19 protein-coding genes and 1 pseudogene are annotated in these 20,267 nt (G+C 60.4%); 3 read left to right on the top strand and 17 right to left on the bottom strand.

Features of this window, described 5'->3' with window-relative positions:
• Positions 1 to 131 precede the first annotated feature (131 nt).
• The 4 genes from ACOYXG_RS04830 to ACOYXG_RS04815 all read right to left on the bottom strand — a co-directional run bounded on the left by ACOYXG_RS04830 (position 132) and on the right by ACOYXG_RS04815 (position 4,433).
• Complete coding sequence (locus tag ACOYXG_RS04830) at positions 132 to 665, bottom strand: GNAT family N-acetyltransferase (protein ID WP_460356209.1); 534 nt, start codon at positions 663 to 665, stop codon at positions 132 to 134.
• A gap of 83 nt (positions 666 to 748) precedes the next feature.
• Positions 749 to 1,855, bottom strand: a complete 1,107-nt coding sequence (locus ACOYXG_RS04825; protein WP_027610979.1) for an NADH:flavin oxidoreductase/NADH oxidase — start codon at positions 1,853 to 1,855, stop codon at positions 749 to 751.
• 270 nt (positions 1,856 to 2,125) lie between these two features.
• Entirely contained in the window at positions 2,126 to 3,835 is a 1,710-nt protein-coding gene (gene recJ / locus ACOYXG_RS04820; RefSeq protein WP_460356206.1) for a single-stranded-DNA-specific exonuclease RecJ, read from the bottom strand.
• Positions 3,836 to 3,890: 55 nt separating this feature from the next.
• Positions 3,891 to 4,433, bottom strand: coding sequence for a YaeQ family protein (locus ACOYXG_RS04815; protein WP_115986546.1), 543 nt, complete (start codon positions 4,431 to 4,433; stop codon positions 3,891 to 3,893).
• Positions 4,434 to 4,579: 146 nt separating this feature from the next.
• Between ACOYXG_RS04815 and ACOYXG_RS04810 the strand changes: the two genes are divergently transcribed.
• Together ACOYXG_RS04810 and ACOYXG_RS04805 are read left to right on the top strand one after the other, a co-directional pair.
• Positions 4,580 to 5,779: a CaiB/BaiF CoA transferase family protein gene (locus ACOYXG_RS04810; RefSeq protein ID WP_027610976.1), complete on the top strand. Its 1,200-nt coding sequence runs from the start codon at positions 4,580 to 4,582 to the stop codon at positions 5,777 to 5,779.
• Positions 5,706 to 6,686, top strand: a pseudogene (locus tag ACOYXG_RS04805) (TIGR02285 family protein). Before ACOYXG_RS04810 ends, ACOYXG_RS04805 begins: the two are co-directional and overlap by 74 nt.
• A 175-nt stretch (positions 6,687 to 6,861) precedes the next feature.
• Here ACOYXG_RS04805 and ACOYXG_RS04800 read toward each other — a convergent pair.
• The 7 genes from ACOYXG_RS04800 to xerD all read right to left on the bottom strand — a co-directional run bounded on the left by ACOYXG_RS04800 (position 6,862) and on the right by xerD (position 14,107).
• A complete protein-coding gene (locus ACOYXG_RS04800) occupies positions 6,862 to 7,143 on the bottom strand; it encodes a DUF3509 domain-containing protein (RefSeq protein ID WP_027610974.1) in 282 nt (93 codons plus the stop codon).
• A gap of 162 nt (positions 7,144 to 7,305) precedes the next feature.
• Positions 7,306 to 7,713, bottom strand: a complete 408-nt coding sequence (locus ACOYXG_RS04795; protein WP_027610973.1) for a response regulator — start codon at positions 7,711 to 7,713, stop codon at positions 7,306 to 7,308.
• 116 nt (positions 7,714 to 7,829) lie between these two features.
• Positions 7,830 to 9,194 carry a transporter substrate-binding domain-containing protein gene (locus ACOYXG_RS04790; RefSeq protein ID WP_460356200.1) on the bottom strand — a complete coding sequence of 455 codons (1,365 nt, stop codon included), beginning with the start codon at positions 9,192 to 9,194 and terminating at the stop codon, positions 7,830 to 7,832.
• A gap of 119 nt (positions 9,195 to 9,313) precedes the next feature.
• The gene (thrC, locus tag ACOYXG_RS04785; RefSeq protein ID WP_027610971.1) at positions 9,314 to 10,723 is read right to left on the bottom strand and encodes a threonine synthase; all 1,410 of its coding nucleotides are present in this window, start codon (positions 10,721 to 10,723) and stop codon (positions 9,314 to 9,316) included.
• 66 nt (positions 10,724 to 10,789) lie between these two features.
• A complete protein-coding gene (locus ACOYXG_RS04780; RefSeq protein ID WP_007908972.1) occupies positions 10,790 to 12,094 on the bottom strand; it encodes a homoserine dehydrogenase in 1,305 nt (434 codons plus the stop codon).
• A 131-nt stretch (positions 12,095 to 12,225) separates the two neighbouring features.
• Positions 12,226 to 12,957 carry a bifunctional protein-disulfide isomerase/oxidoreductase DsbC gene (gene dsbC / locus ACOYXG_RS04775; protein ID WP_115988140.1) on the bottom strand — a complete coding sequence of 244 codons (732 nt, stop codon included), beginning with the start codon at positions 12,955 to 12,957 and terminating at the stop codon, positions 12,226 to 12,228.
• A 253-nt stretch (positions 12,958 to 13,210) separates the two neighbouring features.
• Positions 13,211 to 14,107: a site-specific tyrosine recombinase XerD gene (gene xerD / locus ACOYXG_RS04770; protein ID WP_007967784.1), complete on the bottom strand. Its 897-nt coding sequence runs from the start codon at positions 14,105 to 14,107 to the stop codon at positions 13,211 to 13,213.
• A gap of 108 nt (positions 14,108 to 14,215) precedes the next feature.
• Here xerD and ACOYXG_RS04765 point away from each other — a divergent pair, with 108 nt between their 5' ends.
• The gene (locus ACOYXG_RS04765; RefSeq protein WP_346650998.1) at positions 14,216 to 16,024 is read left to right on the top strand and encodes a cation:proton antiporter; all 1,809 of its coding nucleotides are present in this window, start codon (positions 14,216 to 14,218) and stop codon (positions 16,022 to 16,024) included.
• 107 nt (positions 16,025 to 16,131) lie between these two features.
• On the opposite strand, the gene ACOYXG_RS04760 is transcribed toward ACOYXG_RS04765, so the two are convergent.
• The 6 genes from ACOYXG_RS04760 to ffh all read right to left on the bottom strand — a co-directional run bounded on the left by ACOYXG_RS04760 (position 16,132) and on the right by ffh (position 20,220).
• Complete coding sequence (locus ACOYXG_RS04760) at positions 16,132 to 16,545, bottom strand: acyl-CoA thioesterase (protein WP_007908981.1); 414 nt, start codon at positions 16,543 to 16,545, stop codon at positions 16,132 to 16,134.
• Positions 16,546 to 16,636: 91 nt separating this feature from the next.
• The gene (rplS, locus tag ACOYXG_RS04755) at positions 16,637 to 16,987 is read right to left on the bottom strand and encodes a 50S ribosomal protein L19 (protein ID WP_003175895.1); all 351 of its coding nucleotides are present in this window, start codon (positions 16,985 to 16,987) and stop codon (positions 16,637 to 16,639) included.
• A 45-nt stretch (positions 16,988 to 17,032) separates the two neighbouring features.
• Complete coding sequence (gene trmD, locus ACOYXG_RS04750; RefSeq protein ID WP_003221981.1) at positions 17,033 to 17,785, bottom strand: tRNA (guanosine(37)-N1)-methyltransferase TrmD; 753 nt, start codon at positions 17,783 to 17,785, stop codon at positions 17,033 to 17,035.
• 3 nt (positions 17,786 to 17,788) lie between these two features.
• Positions 17,789 to 18,325 carry a ribosome maturation factor RimM gene (gene rimM, locus ACOYXG_RS04745; protein WP_047601381.1) on the bottom strand — a complete coding sequence of 179 codons (537 nt, stop codon included), beginning with the start codon at positions 18,323 to 18,325 and terminating at the stop codon, positions 17,789 to 17,791.
• A 5-nt stretch (positions 18,326 to 18,330) separates the two neighbouring features.
• Positions 18,331 to 18,582, bottom strand: a complete 252-nt coding sequence (rpsP, locus tag ACOYXG_RS04740) for a 30S ribosomal protein S16 (protein WP_003185073.1) — start codon at positions 18,580 to 18,582, stop codon at positions 18,331 to 18,333.
• A 261-nt stretch (positions 18,583 to 18,843) separates the two neighbouring features.
• Positions 18,844 to 20,220: a signal recognition particle protein gene (gene ffh / locus ACOYXG_RS04735; RefSeq protein WP_007967791.1), complete on the bottom strand. Its 1,377-nt coding sequence runs from the start codon at positions 20,218 to 20,220 to the stop codon at positions 18,844 to 18,846.
• Positions 20,221 to 20,267: the final 47 nt, after the last annotated feature.

The raw sequence follows: 20,267 nt of genomic DNA, 5'->3' as shown, positions 1-20,267 counted from the left end.
CGCGAGCAAACCCGCTCCCACACTGGATCCCGGTCGATCACACAGTTTGCGACCGACACAGAACCACGGTGGGAGCGGGCTTGCTCGCGAATGCGTCAGAACATTCAACATCGGATATTGAAGAAACTGCGTCAGGTCAGTGGGCAATACAGATGAATGTCTCTGGGTTCTTGATCAAACAACTCCGGATCCGCCTGATCCACCAACCGGCAACCCTGACGCTGATAAAACTCCACAATGTTGCGCGATTCAGTCGCTGAAACATACAACGCCTGGGCACCGAATCGCCGCCCCTGCTCGCAGGCCAGCGCAAACAACTTCGCCCCCAGCCCTTGCCCGCGGTAATCACGGCTGATGTGCAGAAACTTCATCTGCCGCATGCTCAACCCCTGATTGTGAATAACCCGGTTATCCACAACCACCGCCGCGACCAGCGCCTGCCCATCGAAAACCCCGTACAACCAGCCACCGCGCCGCAAGCACTTCTCCAGCGCCAGCGCGTTTTCCTCAGCTTCCCCTTCCGGCCAGCCACGCATGTCGAAATGCACCGGATACAGAATCAGCTCACCTTTTTCCAGCCGATAACATTCCTCCACCAGCTCGCTGCGGTCGATCTGCGCCAGCAACGGCAAGTCGTGTTCGGTCAGTTCTCGCTCGATCAACATGCTCGACTTCCTTGGCAAATGGCAGGCAAGAAAAAACCCGCCGGTTCAATGGCGGGTTTTATAGACGTTGCGCCGGTTTGAAATCAATCGCGCAGATCGGATTCGTGAATCGGCTGATCACGATGGGTCGCGCGCTGATACTGCGCCGGCCATACCGCTTTGCGCCCGCCCAGATCATCGTCGGCATGCAGCGGCCAGTACGGGTCACGCAGCAGCTCGCGGGCGAGGAAGATGATGTCGGCCTGACAGGTGCGCAGAATGTGCTCGGCCTGCGCCGGCTCGGTAATCATGCCGACGGTGCCGGTGGCGATGCCGGACTCCTTGCGCACCCGTTCGGCGAAGCGCGTCTGATAACCCGGCCCCACCGGAATCTCGGCGTTGGCGGCGGTACCACCGGAAGAGACGTCGATCAGATCCGCTCCCAATGCCTTGAGGCGGCGCGCCAGTTCCACGGTTTCATCCGGGTTCCAGCCGTCTTCGACCCAGTCGGTGGCCGACACCCGGACAAACACCGGCAACTCTTGTGGCCAGACCTCGCGCACGGCCTCGGTGACTTGCAACACCAGCCGAATACGGTTTTCGAACGAACCACCGTATTGATCGCGGCGCTGATTGCTCAGCGGCGAAAGAAACTGATGCAGCAGATAACCGTGGGCGGCATGCACTTCGACCACGCTGAAACCTGCGGTCAACGCACGTTTGGCCGCAGCAACGAACGCCTGGATGACTTCGGCGATCTGCCCTTCATCCAGCTGTTTCGGTTGCGTGTGCTGCGGGTCGAAGGCAATCGGTGACGGGCCGACTGGGGTCCAGCCGCCATCCTCCGGTTTGACGCTACCGTGTTTGCCGATCCATGGCCGATGGGTGCTGGCCTTGCGCCCGGCATGGGCCAGTTGAATGCCGGCGACGGCGCCTTGAGCGGTAATGAAGCGAGTGATGCGTTGCAGCGGTTCGATCTGTTCGTCGTTCCACAAACCGAGGTCTTCGGCGGTGATCCGCCCGTCGGCGGTGACCGCCGTGGCCTCAGTGAAAATCAGTCCGGCACCACCCACCGCGCGGCTGCCGAGGTGCACCAGATGCCAGTCGTTGGCCAGACCGTCGACGCTGGAATACTGGCACATCGGCGACACGGCGATGCGATTGGGCAGGCTCAGTTGGCGAAGGGTAAAGGGTTCGAGCAGCAGACTCATGGGGCACCTCTCAAATCAGTGGGCAGGCTCCAGGGTTCTGTTTGAAAAGTCGACGAGTGACAGGAAATGGTGCAGCACCCGCCCCCGCGGGCAAAAAATTCGACAAGACGTCACAAGGCCAATCAAGCAGTGCTTAGAGCCTAGTCGACAACCGGGGATGAGGGAGGGTTCAGAGTAATTCTGTGTGTGAAAGGGTGCTTTCGCGAGCAGGCTCGCTCCCACATTTTGGAATGCATATCCCTGTGGGAGCGGGCTTGCTCGCGAATGGCGTCAGCGCGGTTCGATGTGGGCAATCATCAGTTGCACCGTCTCGTTGCCCCGGAACTCGTTGACGTCGAGCTTGTAGGCCAGCTCGACCCACTGAATGGTCGGGTTCGGCCAGACATCACGGTCGATGCCGAAAGCGATGCCATCCAGCTTCACCGACCCGCACTCGCTTTTCAGCACCACTTTCAGGTGCCGCTCGCCGACCACCCGTTGCTCGACCAACTGGAACACGCCATGGAACAGCGGCTCCGGGAAGTGCTGGCCCCAAGGCCCGGCATGGCGCAGGGCGCGGGCCAGTTCCAGATGGAATTCCTCGACCGCCAGCGTGCCATCCGAAAGCATGCGCCCGGTCAGGTCTTCCTCACGAAGTTGCCGACGCACTTCGGCATCGAAAGCCTCGGCGAACAGCGGAAAATTCTCTTGCGGCAAAGTCAGACCGGCCGCCATCGCGTGGCCACCGTACTTGGCGATCAGGTTCGGATGCTGCGCCGCCACCACGCTCAGGGCGTCGCGAATGTGGAAACCCTGCACCGAACGCCCCGAGCCCTTGAGCAAACCGTCACCGGCGTCGGCGAAGGCGATGGTCGGACGGAAATAACGTTCTTTCATCCGCGAGGCGAGAATGCCGATCACGCCCTGATGCCACTCGGGATCGAACAGGCACAGGCCAAACGGCATCGATTCCACCGGCAAGTCCTTGAGCTGCGCCAGCGCCTCGCGCTGCATGCCCTGCTCGATAGATTTGCGATCCTGGTTCATACCATCCAGTTGCGCGGCCATTTCCCGCGCCAGATTGGCGTCGGCGGTGAGCAGGCATTCGATCCCGAGGCTCATGTCATCCAGGCGCCCCGCCGCATTCAGGCGCGGGCCGACGATGAAACCCAGGTCGGTGGAGGTAATCCGCGCCGCGTCACGCTTGGCCACTTCAAGAATCGCCTTGATCCCCGGTCGTGCACGCCCGGCGCGAATCCGCTCAAGGCCCTGATGCACCAGAATCCGGTTGTTGGCGTCCAGCGGCACCACGTCGGCAACGCTGCCCAGCGCCACCAGATCGAGCAGTTCGCCGATGTTCGGCTGCGGCCTGCTCTCATACCAGCCGAGGCTGCGCAGGCGTGCACGCAAGGCCATCAACACGTAGAAAATCACCCCGACCCCGGCCAGCGCCTTGCTCGGAAACTCGCAGCCGGGCTGGTTCGGGTTGACCAGCGCATCGGCCAGCGGCAGTTCATCGCCGGGCAAGTGGTGGTCGGTGATCAACACCTTGAGCCCATGACGCTTGGCGGCGGCAACGCCTTCGACGCTGGAGATGCCGTTGTCGACAGTGATCAACAACTGCGGTTCGCGGGTCAGGGCGACTTCGACGATTTCCGGGGTCAGGCCATAGCCGTATTCGAAGCGGTTCGGCACCAGATAATCGACATGCGCCGCGCCCAGCAGACGCAAGCCGAGCATGCCGACCGTACTGGCCGTCGCGCCATCGGCGTCGAAGTCACCGACGATCAGAATCCGCTGACGCTGCTCCAGCGCCGTCACCAACAGATCCACCGCCGCCTCGATGCCCTTGAGCTGCTGGAACGGAATCAGCCGCGCCAGACTTTTATCCAGCTCCGCCTCGGATTGCACGCCCCGCGCCGCGTACAAACGGGTCAGCAAAGGTGGCAGGTCACCGAGAAACGGCAGCGTGGCAGGCAACGGTCGAGGATCAATACGCATGGGCTAACGGAAACTTCTCTTGAATACGTGGGATTAATCAGTAAGCGGCGCAGGATCAGCCGCGTTCACCGGCCAGCCATTCCAGCTGGACTTCGTGCTGACCACGGTCGTCAGTGACGAAGATCGTGCCTTCGCTGATCATCACGTCCCACTTGATGACGCGCGGCATGTCCTTGGCCAGGGTTTCCAGCACTTCCTGCGGCACAGCGGCGATGTTGACGTTTTTCAGGTTCTTGGCCACCGGCACCACTTTGCCTTCCCACACGCGCAGGCTGCCGTAAGCCAGCAGGCTGGTGCGCTCGGTGCGACGCGAGCACCAGGTCAGACGATCAGCGTCTGGCTGACCGACTTCGATCCAGTGCAGAACGCGGTCATCCAGGCTTTTTTCCCACAGCGCAGGTTCATCCACGTCCGACAGACCACGACCGAACGAAAGCAGTTCGTTGTACCAGAGCGCGTAAGCCAGCAGCCGCACGGTCATGCGCTCTTCGGTTTCCGAAGGGTGACGGGCGATGGTCTGCTTGACGCTCTCGTAGATGCTGCGGTCGAGGTCAGTGAGGTTCAGTTCGAATTTGTACGTGGTAGACGGCTGGGCCATGAACGGGCTTCTTGATACGAGGAAAGTCGGCAAGTCTAACCGATGCCGTAGGCAATCATCGAATTGATGGCGATCAACCTGCGGCGTCTGACAGCCGGCTATGTTAAAACGCTGTATCCGCTCAGCCTTGTCCTACAGGATTCAGTATGCCGTTCGCCAACAAACCGCTCAGCGGTGTGAAAGTCATTGAATTGGGTACGTTGATTGCCGGGCCGTTCGCCTCGCGCATCTGCGGCGAGTTCGGCGCCGAAGTGATCAAGATCGAATCGCCCGACGGCGGTGATCCGCTGCGCAAGTGGCGCAAATTGTATGAAGGCACCTCGCTGTGGTGGTTCGTCCAGGCGCGCAACAAGAAGTCGCTGACCCTGAACCTCAAGCACCCCGACGGCCTGGCGATCCTGAAAAAACTGCTGGGCGAAGCCGACATCCTGATCGAAAACTTTCGCCCCGGCGTGCTGGAAAAACTCGGGCTGAGCTGGGAAACCCTGCACGCGCTGAATCCGAAACTGGTGATGGTGCGCCTCTCGGGGTTCGGCCAGACCGGGCCGATGAAGGATCAACCGGGCTTCGGCGCGGTCGGCGAGTCCATGGGCGGTTTGCGCTACATCACCGGCTTCGAAGACCGGCCACCGGTGCGCACCGGGATCTCCATCGGTGACTCGATTGCCGCGTTGTGGGGCGTCATCGGCGCGCTGATGGCGCTGCGTCATCGCGAGGTCAACGGCGGTCTCGGCCAAGTGGTCGATGTCGCGTTGTACGAGGCGATTTTCGCCATGATGGAAAGCATGGTGCCGGAGTTCGACGTGTTCGGCTTCATCCGCGAGCGCACCGGTAACATCATGCCGGGCATCACGCCGTCATCGATCCACACCAGTGCCGACGGCAAGCACGTGCAGATTGGCGCCAATGGCGACGCGATCTTCAAGCGCTTCATGCTGATCATCGGCCGCGAGGATCTGGCCAACGACCCGACACTGGCGAGCAACGACGGGCGCGACAGTCGCCGCGACGAGTTGTATGGCGTGATCGACCGCTGGGTCAATTCGCTGCCGCTGCAAAGCGTGCTCGACCTGCTCAATCAGGCAGAAGTACCGGCCAGCCGGATCTTCAGTGCCGAGGACATGTTCAGCGATCCGCAGTACCTCGCCCGGGAGATGTTCCTGCAGGCGAAACTGCCGGACGGCAAGCCTTTCAAGATGCCGGGCATCGTGCCGAAACTCTCCGAGACACCGGGTACTTCCGAATGGGTCGGACCGCAACTCGGTGAACACAATGCGCAGGTACTGCACGATCTTGGCTACGACGAACAGCAGATCGCCCGGTTGCGCGCAGACGGAGCTATCTAAGCTGAAACATCGGCAGACATCGGACGCCAACCGCGCCCACCACTGGTGGACGTGGCGGCTGTTCGGCCTGTTGTTTCTGCTCGCCCTGCCCGCCTGGGCGCAAGCGAAACCCACGCTGGTCTGGTTGCTGCGCGACCTGCCGCCCCTGACCATCTTCGAAGGCCCGAAAAAGGGCTAGGGCGTCATCGATCAACTGATGCCGATGCTGATCGCCGGCATGCCGCAATACGAACACACGCTGATGCGGGTCAATCGCGCCCGGGGCATGCAGATGCTGCACGAGCCGACCTTCACTTGCGATCCGTCGCTGATCTGGAGCAAGGAGCGCACGCAATGGATCACTTTCTCTATCCCGGCGTTTCGCGCTGTCAGTAATGGTCTGGTGGTGCGTCAGAAGGATCGCAATGTGCTGGCGCCGTACCTGATCGACGGTGAAGTCGATCTGCCGGCATTTCTGGCCAATGGCGAGATCAAGGTCGGAGTCGTCGCCGAGCGCAGTTACGGCGAGTATCTCGACGCGCTGCTCAAGCAGGCGCCCGACGGCGCGCTGACGCCGCATTACGGCAACGACGCCCTGAGCAGCCTGCTGTCGATGCAGCGCCTGGGGCGTCTGCAAGTGGTGCTGGGTTACTGGCCGGAGATCCGCTATCAGGCGCAGCAGGCGCAAATTGCCGAAGACGAACTGGTGTTCTTTCCGATTCGCGGCACCGGCAAGTATCTGTCTGGCTTTGTCGGGTGTTCGGATACGCCTCAGGGCCGTCAGGCGATCAGTGAGATCAACCAACTGCTGCGTACCCTGCCCCACGAGCAACTGAGCCAGTCGTATGCCGACTGGCTGGACCTCGAAATGCGCACGGATTACCTGCAACAGGCGCGGATTTTTTTCGAGCAACAGACCGCGCAATAAAACCTGCGGGCAAAAAGAAACCCCGAGCAGTGGGGAGACAACTCGGGGTTAAACGCGGTCTGCTTAAAGACCCGTAGCAGCAAGCGACAAGCACCGGAGCACAATGCTTGATCCTGCTGTTATGGGGTCTGACTGACGGGGATGCAGGAAGGTTCCCACAAAAAATATTTCATCTTTACAGGGCCGCACGCTTATCCAGCGCCGCATTGCGCAAGGCCGCAATCACACAGGGCTCCAGCCGCCCTTCGGCGATCAGGACGTCACGGTGCAAACCGTCAACCACATCTGTCAGCAGGCGTTTGTCGCTCAACTGCGCCTGATTGAATTCGCGCTCCACTACGAGGGCGCCGTTGCTGTTCTTCAGCGTCACCAGGCATTCGCCATGGGCGCCACACGGAGTCAACGTCACCTGATACGGGCTCAGAGCCTCACCGAGCAATAGACTGATACTTTCCATCTCGATCTCCACTCAATAGTCCGAAAACATTGTGCCTGGGGCGTGTTCACAATAAATGACCACCGGCCCGAGAAGAAAGTTCTGAATACCGCGCTGCTCCCGGAGCAGTTAGCGGTCTGTCAGAGCATGCACGGTGAAGATGACAGAAACATAACCATCGGCTCAAGCCCCCGCCGGATGGGCTGCCGCTTGCAGGTAGCTGTCCAGCAGCCCGCGCATCAGCACCGCCGAGACCGGCGTTTGCAAACGCCCCAGGAGTTTCAGCTCCTGCTGGTGCAGCAGGCTTTCGAGATCACTCAGCAGGCCGGGAGCCACACGCCCCAGCAGGATAAGCGCCCGCGCTTCCCGCCCGGCCACCAGATGACGGATCAGCGCCAGGCCCTCTCCGCCGCGCAGTTGCGGATCGCAAATCGCTATGTCGACCCGGGTGCGGCGCTCCAGCGAGCACTTTGCGGACGCCAGCGACGGCGCTGTCAGCACGTCGTAGATACCGACCGCATTGAGCATCTGGTGCAACGCCATCATTCGATAAGGATCGGGTTCGAGAATCAGTACTTTGAGCGAGCGCATGGACGACCTCTGAAACGGCAATCGCGGACTCGTCCGCAGTTGCTGCCCACTTTAGGGCAGCCTCCTTCAGTCCCCCATCGGAAAAGGAAACGCGTGATATAGGAAATTTCCCTATATCAATGCGGATGTCCCGTCGTTGCCGTATCACGCCGGGTGATATCCGTCCACCCGCCGAGCAGACCTCGCAACTCCCCACTGGCACAGTAAAACGGTACCGTCCATTGATAGATGTCGCGATTACCCTGCTTGAATTGCAGGCGACGTCTGCTGAAGCGGGTTCGGCGGGTTCTCAGCTGAATCATGAACTCCTCATGCAGCATGCCGGCGGTGGCACGCGGCAGGGCATCGACGTCGATCAAGCGACACCCCTGCACCTGCTCAAAGCGGATCGACAACGCCTCTTCGTAGCTTTTGTTACAGAGGATCAGACGCCCTTCCAGGTCGCGAACGAACACCGGGTCAGGCATGGCGTCTATCAGCGCGCGCTGGAAGACCAATTGATCACCGAGTTGGCTTTGCACGTCTCGATGCTGTTTGATCAGCGCCGCCATTCGCCGATGCCATAACAGCGACAACCCACAAAAAGCCCCCACCACAAACACACCCCAGTAGCCCAAACGCGACCAATTCTGCCAGCCCGCAGCAGCTGGTTTCGGCCCGATACCGCCCAGCCAGTTCAGGCGAATGGCCCGCAGTTCGGAAGCCGGGAACGCTTCAAGCGCCTTGTTCAGGATGCTCAGCAATTGCGGCTGACCCTTGCGCACGGCCAGAAGATCCGCCTCCCATTTTCCCTCCAGCAATTCGCCAACCTTCAGCAAGCCTGAGGGATAGAGCTGCGCACCGATTTCGTTTTCGATGGTGGCATAGGCCTCACCGCTTTCGACCAGCGCCCGTGCCTCGGCATAGGTTTTCACCGAACGTAATTCGATGGACGGATAATCGCGTCGGATCACCCCCTCCAGCGCATGCCGACCCGGCAACACCAGCACCCGTTTGGCCAACTGCTCCAGCGATTGCACTCCAGGCTCGCCGGCGCGGCCGACAAATACCCAACCGGCACCGCCAAAGGCATGACTGAAATCCAGACTCAAACGGCGCTCATCATTCATCGCCAGAGTCGTGCTCATGTCTGCGGCACCGGTTTCCAGGCGCTCGAGCATCTGCGCGGTGGAAAACGACTCCCGGTAAACGAATTGCAACCCGGTCATGGCACTGATGCGTTTGAGCACGTCGTTGTTCAAGCCGCTCCAATGACCATGCTCATCCAGAAACAGGTACAACGGGTACTGCTCCGCCGCCACGATCACCGTCGGGTTATCGCGAACCCATTGCCGCTCTGCTTCATTCAGCACAACGGTGCCGATGTTTAACTGCTCTTCATCATGCGCCAGATGCGCCGCAACGCCCACGCGCCAGCCAACCAACAGGCACAGCAGAAAAACCCGCTTCAGGGCGTGTTTCCATCCTCTTTCAAACAGCATTGCCACTTCCTTCGTGATCGACTCACCCGTCCTTCATGGGCGAAAACCCGAGCAGTGTGGCAGCAGAAACAAAAAAGCCCGTCAGGAGACGGGCTTCAAAATGTGACAGCTTTTTCGGCTTACAGCGGCTTGCCACGGTTGCCATGCTGGCTGACAAAGGCCTGTACGGCTTTCAGCTCGTTTGGCAGAACGGTGCAGCGCTCGTTTCGCTCAAACAAATCAGAAAGATGTGCAGGCAGTTCGAGAGCTTTTCCTACACCCGCTTTCTCCACGGCATCCGGGAATTTCACCGGATGTGCGGTACCCAGGATCACCATCGGGATGTCCAGACTGCGGCGGCATTCGCGCGCGGCCTTGACGCCGATGGCGGTGTGCGGATCCAGCACTTCGCCGCACTGCGCGTAGACTTCGGCGATGGTTTCGCAGGTTTGCGCGTCATCCACGGCCAGCGAGTCGAACAGCTTGCGGGCTTCGGTCCAGCGCTCTTGCTCGACGCTGAAACCACCGCCCTGCTTGAACGAATCCATCAGCCCGGCAATCGCCGCGCCGTTGCGACCGTGCAGGTCGAACAGCAGGCGTTCGAAGTTCGACGAAACCATGATGTCCATCGACGGCGACAGCGTGGCGTGCAGGGTTTCCTTGACGTACTGGTTGCCGCTCATGAAGCGGTGCAGGATGTCGTTGCGGTTGGTCGCGACGATCAACTGGTTGATCGGCAGGCCCATGTTGCGCGCCAGGTAACCGGCGAAGATGTCGCCGAAGTTGCCGGTCGGTACCGAGAACGCCACCGAACGCGCCGGGCCGCCCAGCTGCAGGGCTGCGTGGAAGTAGTAGACGATCTGGGCCATGATCCGCGCCCAGTTGATCGAGTTCACCGCCACCAGACGCGTGCCCTTGAGGAAGCTCTGGTCGGCGAAGCTGTTCTTGACCATTTCCTGGCAGTCATCGAAGTTGCCTTCGATGGCGATGTTGTGGATGTTCTCGCCGACAATCGTCGTCATCTGCCGACGCTGCACTTCGGACACACGGTTGTGCGGGTGCAGGATGAAGATGTCGACGTTTTCGCAGTGCTTGCAGCCTTCGATGGCGGCCGAACCGGTGTCACCCGAGGTGGCACCGACGATGACCACGCGCTCGCCGCGCTTTTCCAGCACGTAATCGAGCAGACGACCGAGCAGTTGCAAGGCGAAGTCCTTGAACGCCAGGGTCGGGCCGTGGAACAGCTCGAGCACCCATTCGTTGCCGTTGAGCTGACGCAGCGGCGCAACAGCGCTGTGCGAGAACACACCGTAGGTTTCTTCGAGGATCTTTTTGAAATCGGCGTCCGGGATGCTGCCGGTGACAAACGGGCGCATGACCCGGAAAGCCAGCTCGTGATACGGCAGGCCGGCCCAGGAAGCGATTTCTTCCTGGGTGAAACGTGGCAGGTTTTCCGGGACGTACAGACCGCCGTCAGTGGCCAGACCGGCCAGCAGGACGTCTTCGAAATTCAGGGCCGGTGCCTGGCCGCGGGTACTGATGTAACGCATGACTGACTCCAATGGAGAGTGTGCACAACAGTGGCCCCTTTCACGGGGCCATTGCAGGACAACGACTTAGTTCAGGTGCTCGACGCGGATCCGTACAACCGGACCATTCACGCCGGCCAGGGCTTCGAGGGCAGCGATCGCATCGTTGATACGCTGCTCGACCACGCGGTGGGTCAGCAGGATCATCGGTACCAGACCGTCGTGTTCCTCGACTTCCTTCTGCATGATCGACTCGATGTTGATGCCGCGCTCCGAGAGGATGCTCGCCACCTGAGCCAGTACGCCCGGATGGTCCTTGGCCTGGATGCGCAGGTAGTAGGCGCTTTCGCAGGCTTCGATCGGCAGGATCGGGTGCGCCGACAGCGAGTCCGGCTGGAAGGCCAGGTGCGGCACGCGGTTTTCCGGATCGGACGTCATGGCGCGAACCACGTCCACCAGGTCGGCGATCACCGACGACGCGGTCGGCTCCATGCCGGCACCGGCGCCGTAGAACAGCGTCGAACCGGCGGCGTCACCGTTGACCATCACGGCGTTCATCACGCCGTTGACGTTGGCGATCAGGCGATCGGCCGGGATCAGCGTCGGGTGTACGCGCAGCTCGATACCGGCAGCGGTGCTGCGGGCTACACCGAGGTGCTTGATGCGGTAGCCCAGCGCTTCGGCGTAATTCACGTCGGCGGTGGTCAGCTTGGTGATGCCTTCGGTGTAGGCCTTGTCGAATTGCAGCGGAATGCCGAACGCGATGGAGGCCAGAATCGTCAGTTTGTGCGCGGCGTCGATGCCTTCGACGTCGAAGGTCGGATCGGCTTCGGCGTAGCCCAGCGCTTGCGCTTCGGCCAGCACGTCTTCGAAGGTGCGACCCTTCTCGCGCATTTCGGTGAGGATGAAGTTACCGGTGCCGTTGATGATCCCGGCGACCCAGTTGATGCGGTTGGCGGACAGGCCTTCACGGATCGCCTTGATCACCGGAATGCCACCGGCCACGGCCGCTTCGAATGCCACGATCACGCCTTTCTCGCGTGCCTTGGCGAAAATCTCATTACCGTGAACGGCAATCAGTGCCTTGTTCGCGGTGACCACATGCTTGCCATTCTCGATGGCCTTGAGTACCAGCTCGCGGGCAACGGTGTAGCCGCCCATCAGCTCTATGACGATGTCGATCTCAGGGTTCGTGGCCACTTCGAAGACATCGTTGGTAATCGCAATACCGGTCGTCTGGAACTGAGGCTTTGGCGTGCGCATGGCAATTTGTGCCACTTCGATCCCACGCCCGGCACGACGAGCAATTTCCTCGGCGTTGCGCTGAAGTACGTTGAAGGTACCGCCACCGACGGTCCCTAACCCACAGATGCCTACTTTGACCGGATTCACTGTGAACTCCCCATGAAACGGCCGACGCAAGGTCGGCCGGAAAACAACCGCGTGTTCGCGGCTCTCTATTAATGGCCCGGCGAAGTTACCGCCGGACCATGATCGTCAAAGGCTGACCGTGACGATGCGAATTACTTGGCGTCCAGCGCCAGTTTGGCGACTTGTGGCGCCGGCTGGTAGCCCGGAATGACTTGTCCGTCAGCCAAAACGATGGCCGGTGTGCCGTTCACGCCGATCGACTGACCCAAAGCGAACTGTTTGGAAACCGGGTTCGCGCACTTGGCGGCCTTGATTTCCTTGCCATCGACCATTTTGTCCATGGCGGCTTTCTTGTCGGTCGAGCACCACACGGCTTGCAGTTGCTCGTCACCCGGCGAGCCGAGGCCCTGACGCGGGAACGCCACGTAACGCACTTCGATGCCGCGCTTGTTCAGCTCAGGCACTTCGGCGTGCAGCTTGTGGCAGTACGGGCAGGTGGTGTCGGTGAACACGGTGATGTGCGATTTGGTTTCGCCCACCGCCGGATACACCACGGTTTCGGCCACTGGAATGGCATTGATCAGTTTGGAGATGCCCAGGCGTTCGGTCTTCTCGGTCAGGTTGACCGGTTTGCCGTCCTTGAGCTGGAACAGGTAGCCCTGAACGATGTACTGGCCGTCGGCGCTGGCGTACAGCACGCGGCTGCCCTTGAGCTTGACTTCATACATGCCCGGCAACGGGCTGGCGCTGATGCTTTCTACCGGAACCTCGAGTTCGAGTTTTTCCAGGCTTTGACGAATGGCTTTGTCGGCCGCGTCATCGGCGACGGCAAAGGTGCTGACCAACGCAATGGCTGCGGCGGCGAAAATCTGGGTCAGACGCATGAGAACTCCTGAAGGCGGACAAATGAAACGGTCAGAACGCCCGTGCCGGAACACCGGGTCATAACCGTCCATCGTGCAAACCGGCAAAGCCTACCACATAAGGCTCGCATGGCCGAATGCGCCTGTCGCCAGAGATTGTGGGCGACGCAAACCCTGTGGGAGCGGGCTTGCTCGCGAAGGCGTCCTGGCAGGCGACAAATATCTCGTCTGTGACGGCCTCTTCGCGAGCAAGCCCGCTCCCACATGTTTTTCATTAGCCTCTAGGGTGATGTTTGGCATGGAGGTCCTGCAGGCGGGCACGCGCCACATGGGTGTAGATCTGCGTGGTCGACAAATCACTGTGGCCGAGCAGCATCTGCACCACCCGCAGGTCGGCGCCGTGGTTAAGCAGGTGCGTGGCGAATGCATGACGCAAAGTGTGCGGCGACAGCGATTTGCCGATCCCGGCGACCTTGGCCCAATGCTTGATCCGGTGCCAGAAGGTCTGGCGGGTCATCTGCTCGCCGCGCTGGCTGGGGAACAGCACATCGCTGGGGCGCCCGCCGAGCAGCTCGCTACGGCCATCACGCATATAGCGCTCGACCCAGACAATCGCCTCTTCGCCCATCGGCACCAGCCGCTCCTTGCTGCCCTTGCCCATCACCCGCAACACGCCCTGACGCAGGTTGACCTGCTCCAGCGTCAGACTGACCAGTTCGGTCACCCGCAGACCACAGGCATACAACACCTCAAGCATGGCGCGGTCACGCTGGCCGATGGCTTCGCTCAGATCCGGCGCCTTGAGCAGCGCCTCGACGTCGGCTTCCGACAGCGACTTGGGCAAAGGCCGACCGAGTTGCGGCATGTCGACGCGCAAGGTCGGATCGACCGTAATCAGCTTTTCCCGCAGCAGATAGCGATAAAAGCCACGCACACCGGAAAGAAATCTGGCGGTGGAACGCGGTTTGTAGTTCTGCTCCAGACGCCAGGACAGGTGATCGAGGATCAACTCGCGACCGGCATTGATCAGCTCGAGGTTTTTCTCCTGCAGCCAGCCATTGAACAGCGCCAGATCGCTGCGGTAAGCGCCGCGGGTGTTGTCGGACAGGCCTTTTTCCAGCCACAGGGCGTCGAGGAATTGGTCAATCAGCGGATGGTCGATGGCAGGCATGGGCGCTCAAGACACACAACCTCCGAGGCTGTGCGCAAATGTAGAGTGAACTGTAGGAATGGCCGCTAGTCTTTCATAGCCCGCTAATTCAAGGAACAGGGAGCATCAATGAACGAGCAGCAAATTCTCTTGGCATTTGGCGGGATCGGCGCCGCTGCGCTGGGTTGCCAGTGGCTGGCATGGCGCCTGAAGCTGCCGGCGATTCTGTTTCTGTTGCTGACCGGGATTCTCGCCGGGCCGGTGCTGGGCTGGCTCGACCCGCAGGAAATGTTCGGCCCGCTGCTGATGCCGCTGGTGTCGCTGGCGGTAGCGTTGATCCTGTTTGAGGGCAGTCTGACCCTGCACCTGTCGGAATGGCGCGAGATCGGCAGTGTCGTGCATCGGCTGGTGACTCTCGGTGCGCTCGTCACCTGGGTGGTCATCGCCGTCGCGACGCACTTCTTGCTCGGCTTCGACTGGCTGCTGGCGATCCTGTTCGGCAGCCTGACGCTGGTGACCGGCCCGACGGTGATCGTGCCGATGCTGCGGGTGGTGCGGCCGAAAGCCTCGATCGCCAACATCCTGCGCTGGGAAGGCATCGTCATCGACCCGATCGGCGCCCTGCTCGCGGTGGTGGTCTACAGCTTCATCATCGCCCGCTCCGAGGGCAACGGCCTCGAACAGAGCCTGTTGACCTTCGGCGGGGTGATTGTCTGCGGCAGCGTATTCGGGGTGGTCGGCGGCTGGGTGCTGGGCACCATCATCCGGCGCCAGTGGTTGCCCGAGTACCTGCATAACCTCGCCTCGCTGGCGGCGGTGTTGGGGATCTTCATTGCATCCAATCAGGTGATGCACGAGTCCGGCCTGCTGGCGGTGACGCTGATGGGCATGTGGCTGGCGAACATGAAGGGCGTGGATGTGCGGCACATCCTGCACTTCAAGGAAAACCTCAGCGTGCTGCTGATTTCCGGGTTGTTCATTCTGCTGGCGGCGCGGCTGGACCTGCATGCCCTGATCGGCCTCGGGCCGCTGGTGCTGATTCTGCTGCTGGTGATTCAACTGATCGCGCGCCCGCTGAACGTGCTGTTGAGCACTGCCGGCTCTAGCCTGAGCTGGCGTGAACGCGCCCTGCTGTGCTGGATCGCCCCGCGCGGGATCGTGGCGGCGGCGGTGTCGGCGATTTTCGCGATTCGTCTGGATCAAGCCGGGCACGAAGGTGCGCTGCTGCTGGTGCCGCTGACTTTCGCGGTGATCATCGGCACCGTGGTGCTGCAAAGTGCAACCGCTCGGCCACTGGCACGCTTGCTGAACGTCGCTGAACCGGCGCCGAGCGGCTTCCTGATCGTCGGCGCCAACGGCCCGGCGCGCCTGCTGGGCAAGTCGCTGCAGCAGCTGGGCAGCCGGGTGCTACTGACCGATTCGAGTTGGGAAAACATTCGTGCGGCGCGCATGGAGGGTTTGCCGACGTACTTTGGCAACCCGGCTTCACAGCATGCCGATGCGCATCTTGATCTGGTGGGGCTGGGGCATCTGCTGGCGCTATCGCCGTCGGGCGAACTGAACACCCTGGCGGCGATGCGTTTTCGACACGACTTTGGTCATCAACGCCTGTTTGGTCTGGCCAGTGGTCAGGAAAGTCGTCGCAGTGACAAGCATCGGGCAAGCCTGGAACATCGCGGCAATCAGCTGGGGAGCGAGGCGCTGACCTACGCCAAGCTGGCCAGCCTGATCAGCAACGGCGCCGAGGTCTACAGCACGACGCTGACGGACGGGTTCGGTTGGGAGGATTACCAGGCATTGCATGGCAATCGGGCGACGCTGCTGTTCATGCGCGATGACAGCGGCTGGGTGCATGTGGTGACGCCGGAGACCGTTTTGAAACCGGGATCCGGGTGGACGTTGTTGGCGTTGATTCAGCCTGAAAGCAGCGGTGCCTGAGCTGACGCCTTCGCGAGCAGGCTCGCTCCCACAGTGATCGGAAATTGTGTCCGACACAAAGCCTGTGGGAGCGAGCCTGCTCGCGAATGGCGCGACTCGGTTTCAGATCAGGCTGCAAACCCAGGCAGCACCGGCACCGGCCGCTTGTCATCATCAATAGCGACAAAGCTGAACTGCCCATGAATCGCCTTCTCGCGGCCATCGCAACTCATGCTCTCGACAAACACTTCCACCTCGACCTTGAGGCTGGTATTGCCGACCTTGATCACTTTACCGACCAGTTCGACGATGGAGCCGGCCGGGATCGCGTGGTTGAAGTCGATGCGGTCGGTTGAAACAGTCACCAGCGGCAGGCGGCAGAAGCGCGTGGCGGTGATGAACGACACTTCGTCCATCCATGCCAGCGCGGTGCCGCCGAACAGGGTGTTGTGGTGGTTGGTGGTCGGCGGGAAGACGGCTTTGGTCACGCGGGTTACCGAGAGTTCGGTACGGCGCTGGATTTCCTGGTCGCGGGTGGTCATGGTTCTGGCCTGAAACAAAAATGCTGTGGATAAATTACAGGCAACAAAAAAGCAGCCCGTAGGCTGCTTTTTTCTGCATCGGAAGCTGGACTTAAGCCAGTTTTTCCTTGATGCGAGCTGCTTTACCCGACAGGTCGCGCAGGTAGTACAGCTTGGCTTTACGTACGTCACCGCGACGTTTAACAGCCATGCTGTCGATCTGCGGGGAGTAGGTCTGGAAAGTACGTTCTACGCCAACACCGTTGGAGATTTTACGAACGGTGAACGCACTGTTCACGCCGCGGTTACGCTTGGCGATGACAACGCCTTCGAACGCTTGCAGACGGGAACGATCGCCTTCCTTCACTTTCACCTGAACGACAATGGTGTCGCCTGGGGCAAAGGTAGGGATTTCTTTGGTCATCTGCTCTGCTTCGAGTGCAAGGATGATTTTGTTGGTCATGCTGTGCTCCTAAGGTAAATCAACTGATCTACCATCGATACGTTGTTAACTATCGTCCCGCTCGCGGATGTATTCCTCGAGCAGCTTCTTCTCTTCTCCAGAAAGCGAGCGGCTTTCCAGAAGATCGGCGCGTCGTTCATAGGTCCTACCAAGGGACTGCTGTAAACGCCAACGCCGGATATGCGCGTGATTGCCACTTAGCAACACGTCGGGAACACGCTGATCCGCGTACACCTCAGGTCGGGTGTAGTGCGGGCAATCCAGCAGACCATCCGTAAAGGAATCTTCCTCAGCGGAATCCGCATGCCCTAAAGCTCCGGGCAGCAGTCGTGTAACCGCATCGATCATGACCATGGCCGGCAGCTCGCCGCCAGACAGTACATAGTCACCAATCGACCACTCTTCATCGACATGAGCCTCAATAAAGCGCTCGTCAATGCCTTCATAGCGGCCGGCAATCAGGATCAATGCATCCGATTTTGCCAACTCGCGTACCGCCGACTGAGTCAGTTGACGGCCTTGGGGGGACAGGTAAATCACCTTCGCCGCCTCCCCGGCTGCTGCCTTGGCCTGAACCAGAGCATCTTCCAGGGGCTTGATCTTCATCACCATGCCCGGACCACCGCCAAACGGGCGATCGTCCACAGTGTGATGCCGATCCGTCGTGTAATCCCGCGGATTCCAACAGGTCAGCTGCAAGAGCCCCTGTTTGACCGCACGACTGGTAATGCCGTACTCACTGATGGCCGAGAACATCTCGGGGAACAGCGTAATGACGTCTACGCGCAGGCTGGCCATTGCTTAGAAGTCCGCGTCCCATTCCACCCGCATCACGCCTGCTTCCAGGTCGATTGCCAGCACGCATTGCTCTGTATAGGGCAACAACCGCTCGCGATCATCCAGGCTGCCCGCGCAGGGCTTGACCACCAATACATCGTTCGCGCCGGTCTCCAACAGGTGATCAACCTTGCCGAACAATTGCTCGTCCTGGTTGATGACGCTCAGACCCTGCAACTGGTACCAGTAGTACTCGTCGCCTGTCAGGTTGGGCAAAAGGCTTCGTGAGATGCAAATCTCGTAACCGCTCAGAAGACGGGCTTCATCGCGATCGTCGAGGCCTTTGAGCTTGGCAACCAGATCCTTTTGAGTGGATCGGCCGCTGACCAGCTCGACCTGTTTCACCACGCCTTCACGCCGAAGCGTCCAGTTGCGGTAGTCCAACAGGTTTTCAATCGGATCGGTAAAGGAAAAGACCTTCACCTCGCCGCGAACGCCGTGAACCGAAAAAATCTTGCCGACAACGATCAGGTCATCAGCTTTTTCTGGCGTCGCGCTCATACTGCTCAGGCTGCAGCCTTGGCAGATTCCTTCAGCAACTGAGCAACACGCTCAGATGGCTGTGCACCAACGCTCAGCCAGTAGGCTACGCGCTCTTGGTTCACGGACAGACGGATTTCCTGACCACGGGCAACAGGGTTGAAGAAGCCAACCTGTTCTTTGTGGGAGCCGTCACGCGGGTTACGCGAGTCGGTTACGGTCAGGTGGTAAAACGGGCGCTTTTTGGAGCCGCCAAGGGCAAGACGGATTGTTAGCATGTGAACATCGTTCCTGTAGTCGGTGCTGCAAATCTAAATGCACAGCGGGCATGGGTGCCCGAAAGGCCGCATATTCTAAGGAATATCCGGACTTTTGCAAATGACTTTTTCCGGCGCCTATGGCATGCCGTGCGGATTTGCATATAGAGCCGTCGATGAAAACGGCCAGTCAGCTCCCGCCGAGTGCGGGTTTGCTGTTGATCCTGCGTCCTTGCAGGGTCTGCGCCGGTGCGACGACCGGCGAAGTCTTGGTGTCCTGAATCACATTTTCGGCATGCCGCCGCCGGGCAACATACCGCCCATGCCGCGCATCATTTTCGCCATTCCGCCTTTGGCGGTGAATTTCTTCATCATCTTCTGCATCTGCTTGTGCTGCTTGATCAAGCGACCGATGTCCTGCACCTGAGTGCCGGAACCCATGGCGATCCGGCGCTTGCGCGAACCGCTGATCAGCTCAGGGTCGCGGCGCTCGGCCGGGGTCATGGAGTTGATGATGGCTTCCATCTGCTTGAACTGCTTCTCTGCCGCGTTCTGGGCATTGCCCATTTGCGACAGGTTGACGCCGCCGATGCTCGGCAGCTTGTCCATGAGGCCGCCGAGGCCGCCCATGTTCTTCATCTGTTGCAACTGATCGCGGAAGTCTTCGAGGTCGAAGCCCTTGCCCTTCTTCAGCTTCTTGGCCAGTTTGTCGGCCTTGTCCTTGTCGAGGGTCGCTTCAGCCTGTTCGATCAGGCTGAGCACGTCGCCCATGCCGAGGATCCGCGAAGCGATACGCTCAGGATGGAACGGATCGAGCGCTTCGCTCTTCTCGCCCATACCGATGAACTTGATCGGCTTGCCGGTGATCGCGCGCACCGACAGTGCGGCACCGCCACGGGCATCGCCGTCGACCTTGGTCAGGATCACACCGGTCAGCGGCAGCGCATCACCGAAGGCCTTGGCCGTGTTGGCGGCGTCCTGACCGGTCATGGCGTCAACCACGAACAGGGTTTCCACCGGGTTGATCGCGGCGTGCAGCGCCTTGATCTCGCCCATCATCTCTTCATCGATGTGCAGACGACCGGCGGTGTCGACGATGACCACGTCGATGAATTTCAGTTTTGCTTCTTTAATAGCCGCGTTGGCGATGTCGACCGGCTTCTGGCTCAGATCGGACGGGAAGAACGTCACGCCGATGTCGTTGGCCAGGGTTTCCAGCTGTTTGATCGCAGCCGGACGGTAGATGTCCGCCGACACCACCATCACCGACTTCTTCTTGCGTTCTTTAAGGAAGCGCGCGAGTTTGCCGGCGGTGGTGGTTTTACCGGCACCCTGCAGACCGGCCATCAGAATGACGGCGGGCGGCACGGCGCTCAGGTTCAAGTCTTCGTTGGCCGCGCCCATCAGGCTTTCGAGTTCGGCCTGGACGATCTTCACGAAGGCCTGGCCCGGCGTCAGGCTGCGCGACACCTCGGTGCCGACAGCGCGCTCCTTGACCGAATTGACGAAGTCCTTGACCACCGGCAGGGCGACGTCGGCTTCGAGCAACGCCATGCGCACTTCGCGCAGGGTGTCTTTGATATTGTCTTCAGTCAGCTTCGCCTTGCCGGTGACATGGCGCAGCGTCTGCGAGAGACGGTCGGTTAAGTTTTCAAACATTGCGCGATCCTTTCAGGCCCTGTGTAGACCGGGATAATGGCGGCCCA

It is taken from the genome of Pseudomonas sp. G3-39 (genome assembly GCF_054790485.1).
Note: the sequence above shows the minus strand (reverse complement) of the source record. Positions and strands in the feature narration are given on the sequence as shown.

What these genes read in the sequence shown, in the direction of transcription:
- ACOYXG_RS04830 (WP_460356209.1), bottom strand. Translation starts at nt 665, where the DNA reads ATGTTGATCGAGCGAGAACTGACCGAACACGACTTGCCGTTGCTGGCG.
- ACOYXG_RS04825 (WP_027610979.1), bottom strand. Translation starts at nt 1,855, where the DNA reads ATGAGTCTGCTGCTCGAACCCTTTACCCTTCGCCAACTGAGCCTGCCC.
- recJ (WP_460356206.1), bottom strand. Translation starts at nt 3,835, where the DNA reads ATGCGTATTGATCCTCGACCGTTGCCTGCCACGCTGCCGTTTCTCGGT.
- ACOYXG_RS04815 (WP_115986546.1), bottom strand. Translation starts at nt 4,433, where the DNA reads ATGGCCCAGCCGTCTACCACGTACAAATTCGAACTGAACCTCACTGAC.
- ACOYXG_RS04810 (WP_027610976.1), top strand. Translation starts at nt 4,580, where the DNA reads ATGCCGTTCGCCAACAAACCGCTCAGCGGTGTGAAAGTCATTGAATTG.
- ACOYXG_RS04800 (WP_027610974.1), bottom strand. Translation starts at nt 7,143, where the DNA reads ATGGAAAGTATCAGTCTATTGCTCGGTGAGGCTCTGAGCCCGTATCAG.
- ACOYXG_RS04795 (WP_027610973.1), bottom strand. Translation starts at nt 7,713, where the DNA reads ATGCGCTCGCTCAAAGTACTGATTCTCGAACCCGATCCTTATCGAATG.
- ACOYXG_RS04790 (WP_460356200.1), bottom strand. Translation starts at nt 9,194, where the DNA reads ATGCTGTTTGAAAGAGGATGGAAACACGCCCTGAAGCGGGTTTTTCTG.
- thrC (WP_027610971.1), bottom strand. Translation starts at nt 10,723, where the DNA reads ATGCGTTACATCAGTACCCGCGGCCAGGCACCGGCCCTGAATTTCGAA.
- dsbC (WP_115988140.1), bottom strand. Translation starts at nt 12,957, where the DNA reads ATGCGTCTGACCCAGATTTTCGCCGCCGCAGCCATTGCGTTGGTCAGC.
- xerD (WP_007967784.1), bottom strand. Translation starts at nt 14,107, where the DNA reads ATGCCTGCCATCGACCATCCGCTGATTGACCAATTCCTCGACGCCCTG.
- ACOYXG_RS04765 (WP_346650998.1), top strand. Translation starts at nt 14,216, where the DNA reads ATGAACGAGCAGCAAATTCTCTTGGCATTTGGCGGGATCGGCGCCGCT.
- ACOYXG_RS04760 (WP_007908981.1), bottom strand. Translation starts at nt 16,545, where the DNA reads ATGACCACCCGCGACCAGGAAATCCAGCGCCGTACCGAACTCTCGGTA.
- rplS (WP_003175895.1), bottom strand. Translation starts at nt 16,987, where the DNA reads ATGACCAACAAAATCATCCTTGCACTCGAAGCAGAGCAGATGACCAAA.
- trmD (WP_003221981.1), bottom strand. Translation starts at nt 17,785, where the DNA reads ATGGCCAGCCTGCGCGTAGACGTCATTACGCTGTTCCCCGAGATGTTC.
- rimM (WP_047601381.1), bottom strand. Translation starts at nt 18,325, where the DNA reads ATGAGCGCGACGCCAGAAAAAGCTGATGACCTGATCGTTGTCGGCAAG.
- rpsP (WP_003185073.1), bottom strand. Translation starts at nt 18,582, where the DNA reads ATGCTAACAATCCGTCTTGCCCTTGGCGGCTCCAAAAAGCGCCCGTTT.
- ffh (WP_007967791.1), bottom strand. Translation starts at nt 20,220, where the DNA reads ATGTTTGAAAACTTAACCGACCGTCTCTCGCAGACGCTGCGCCATGTC.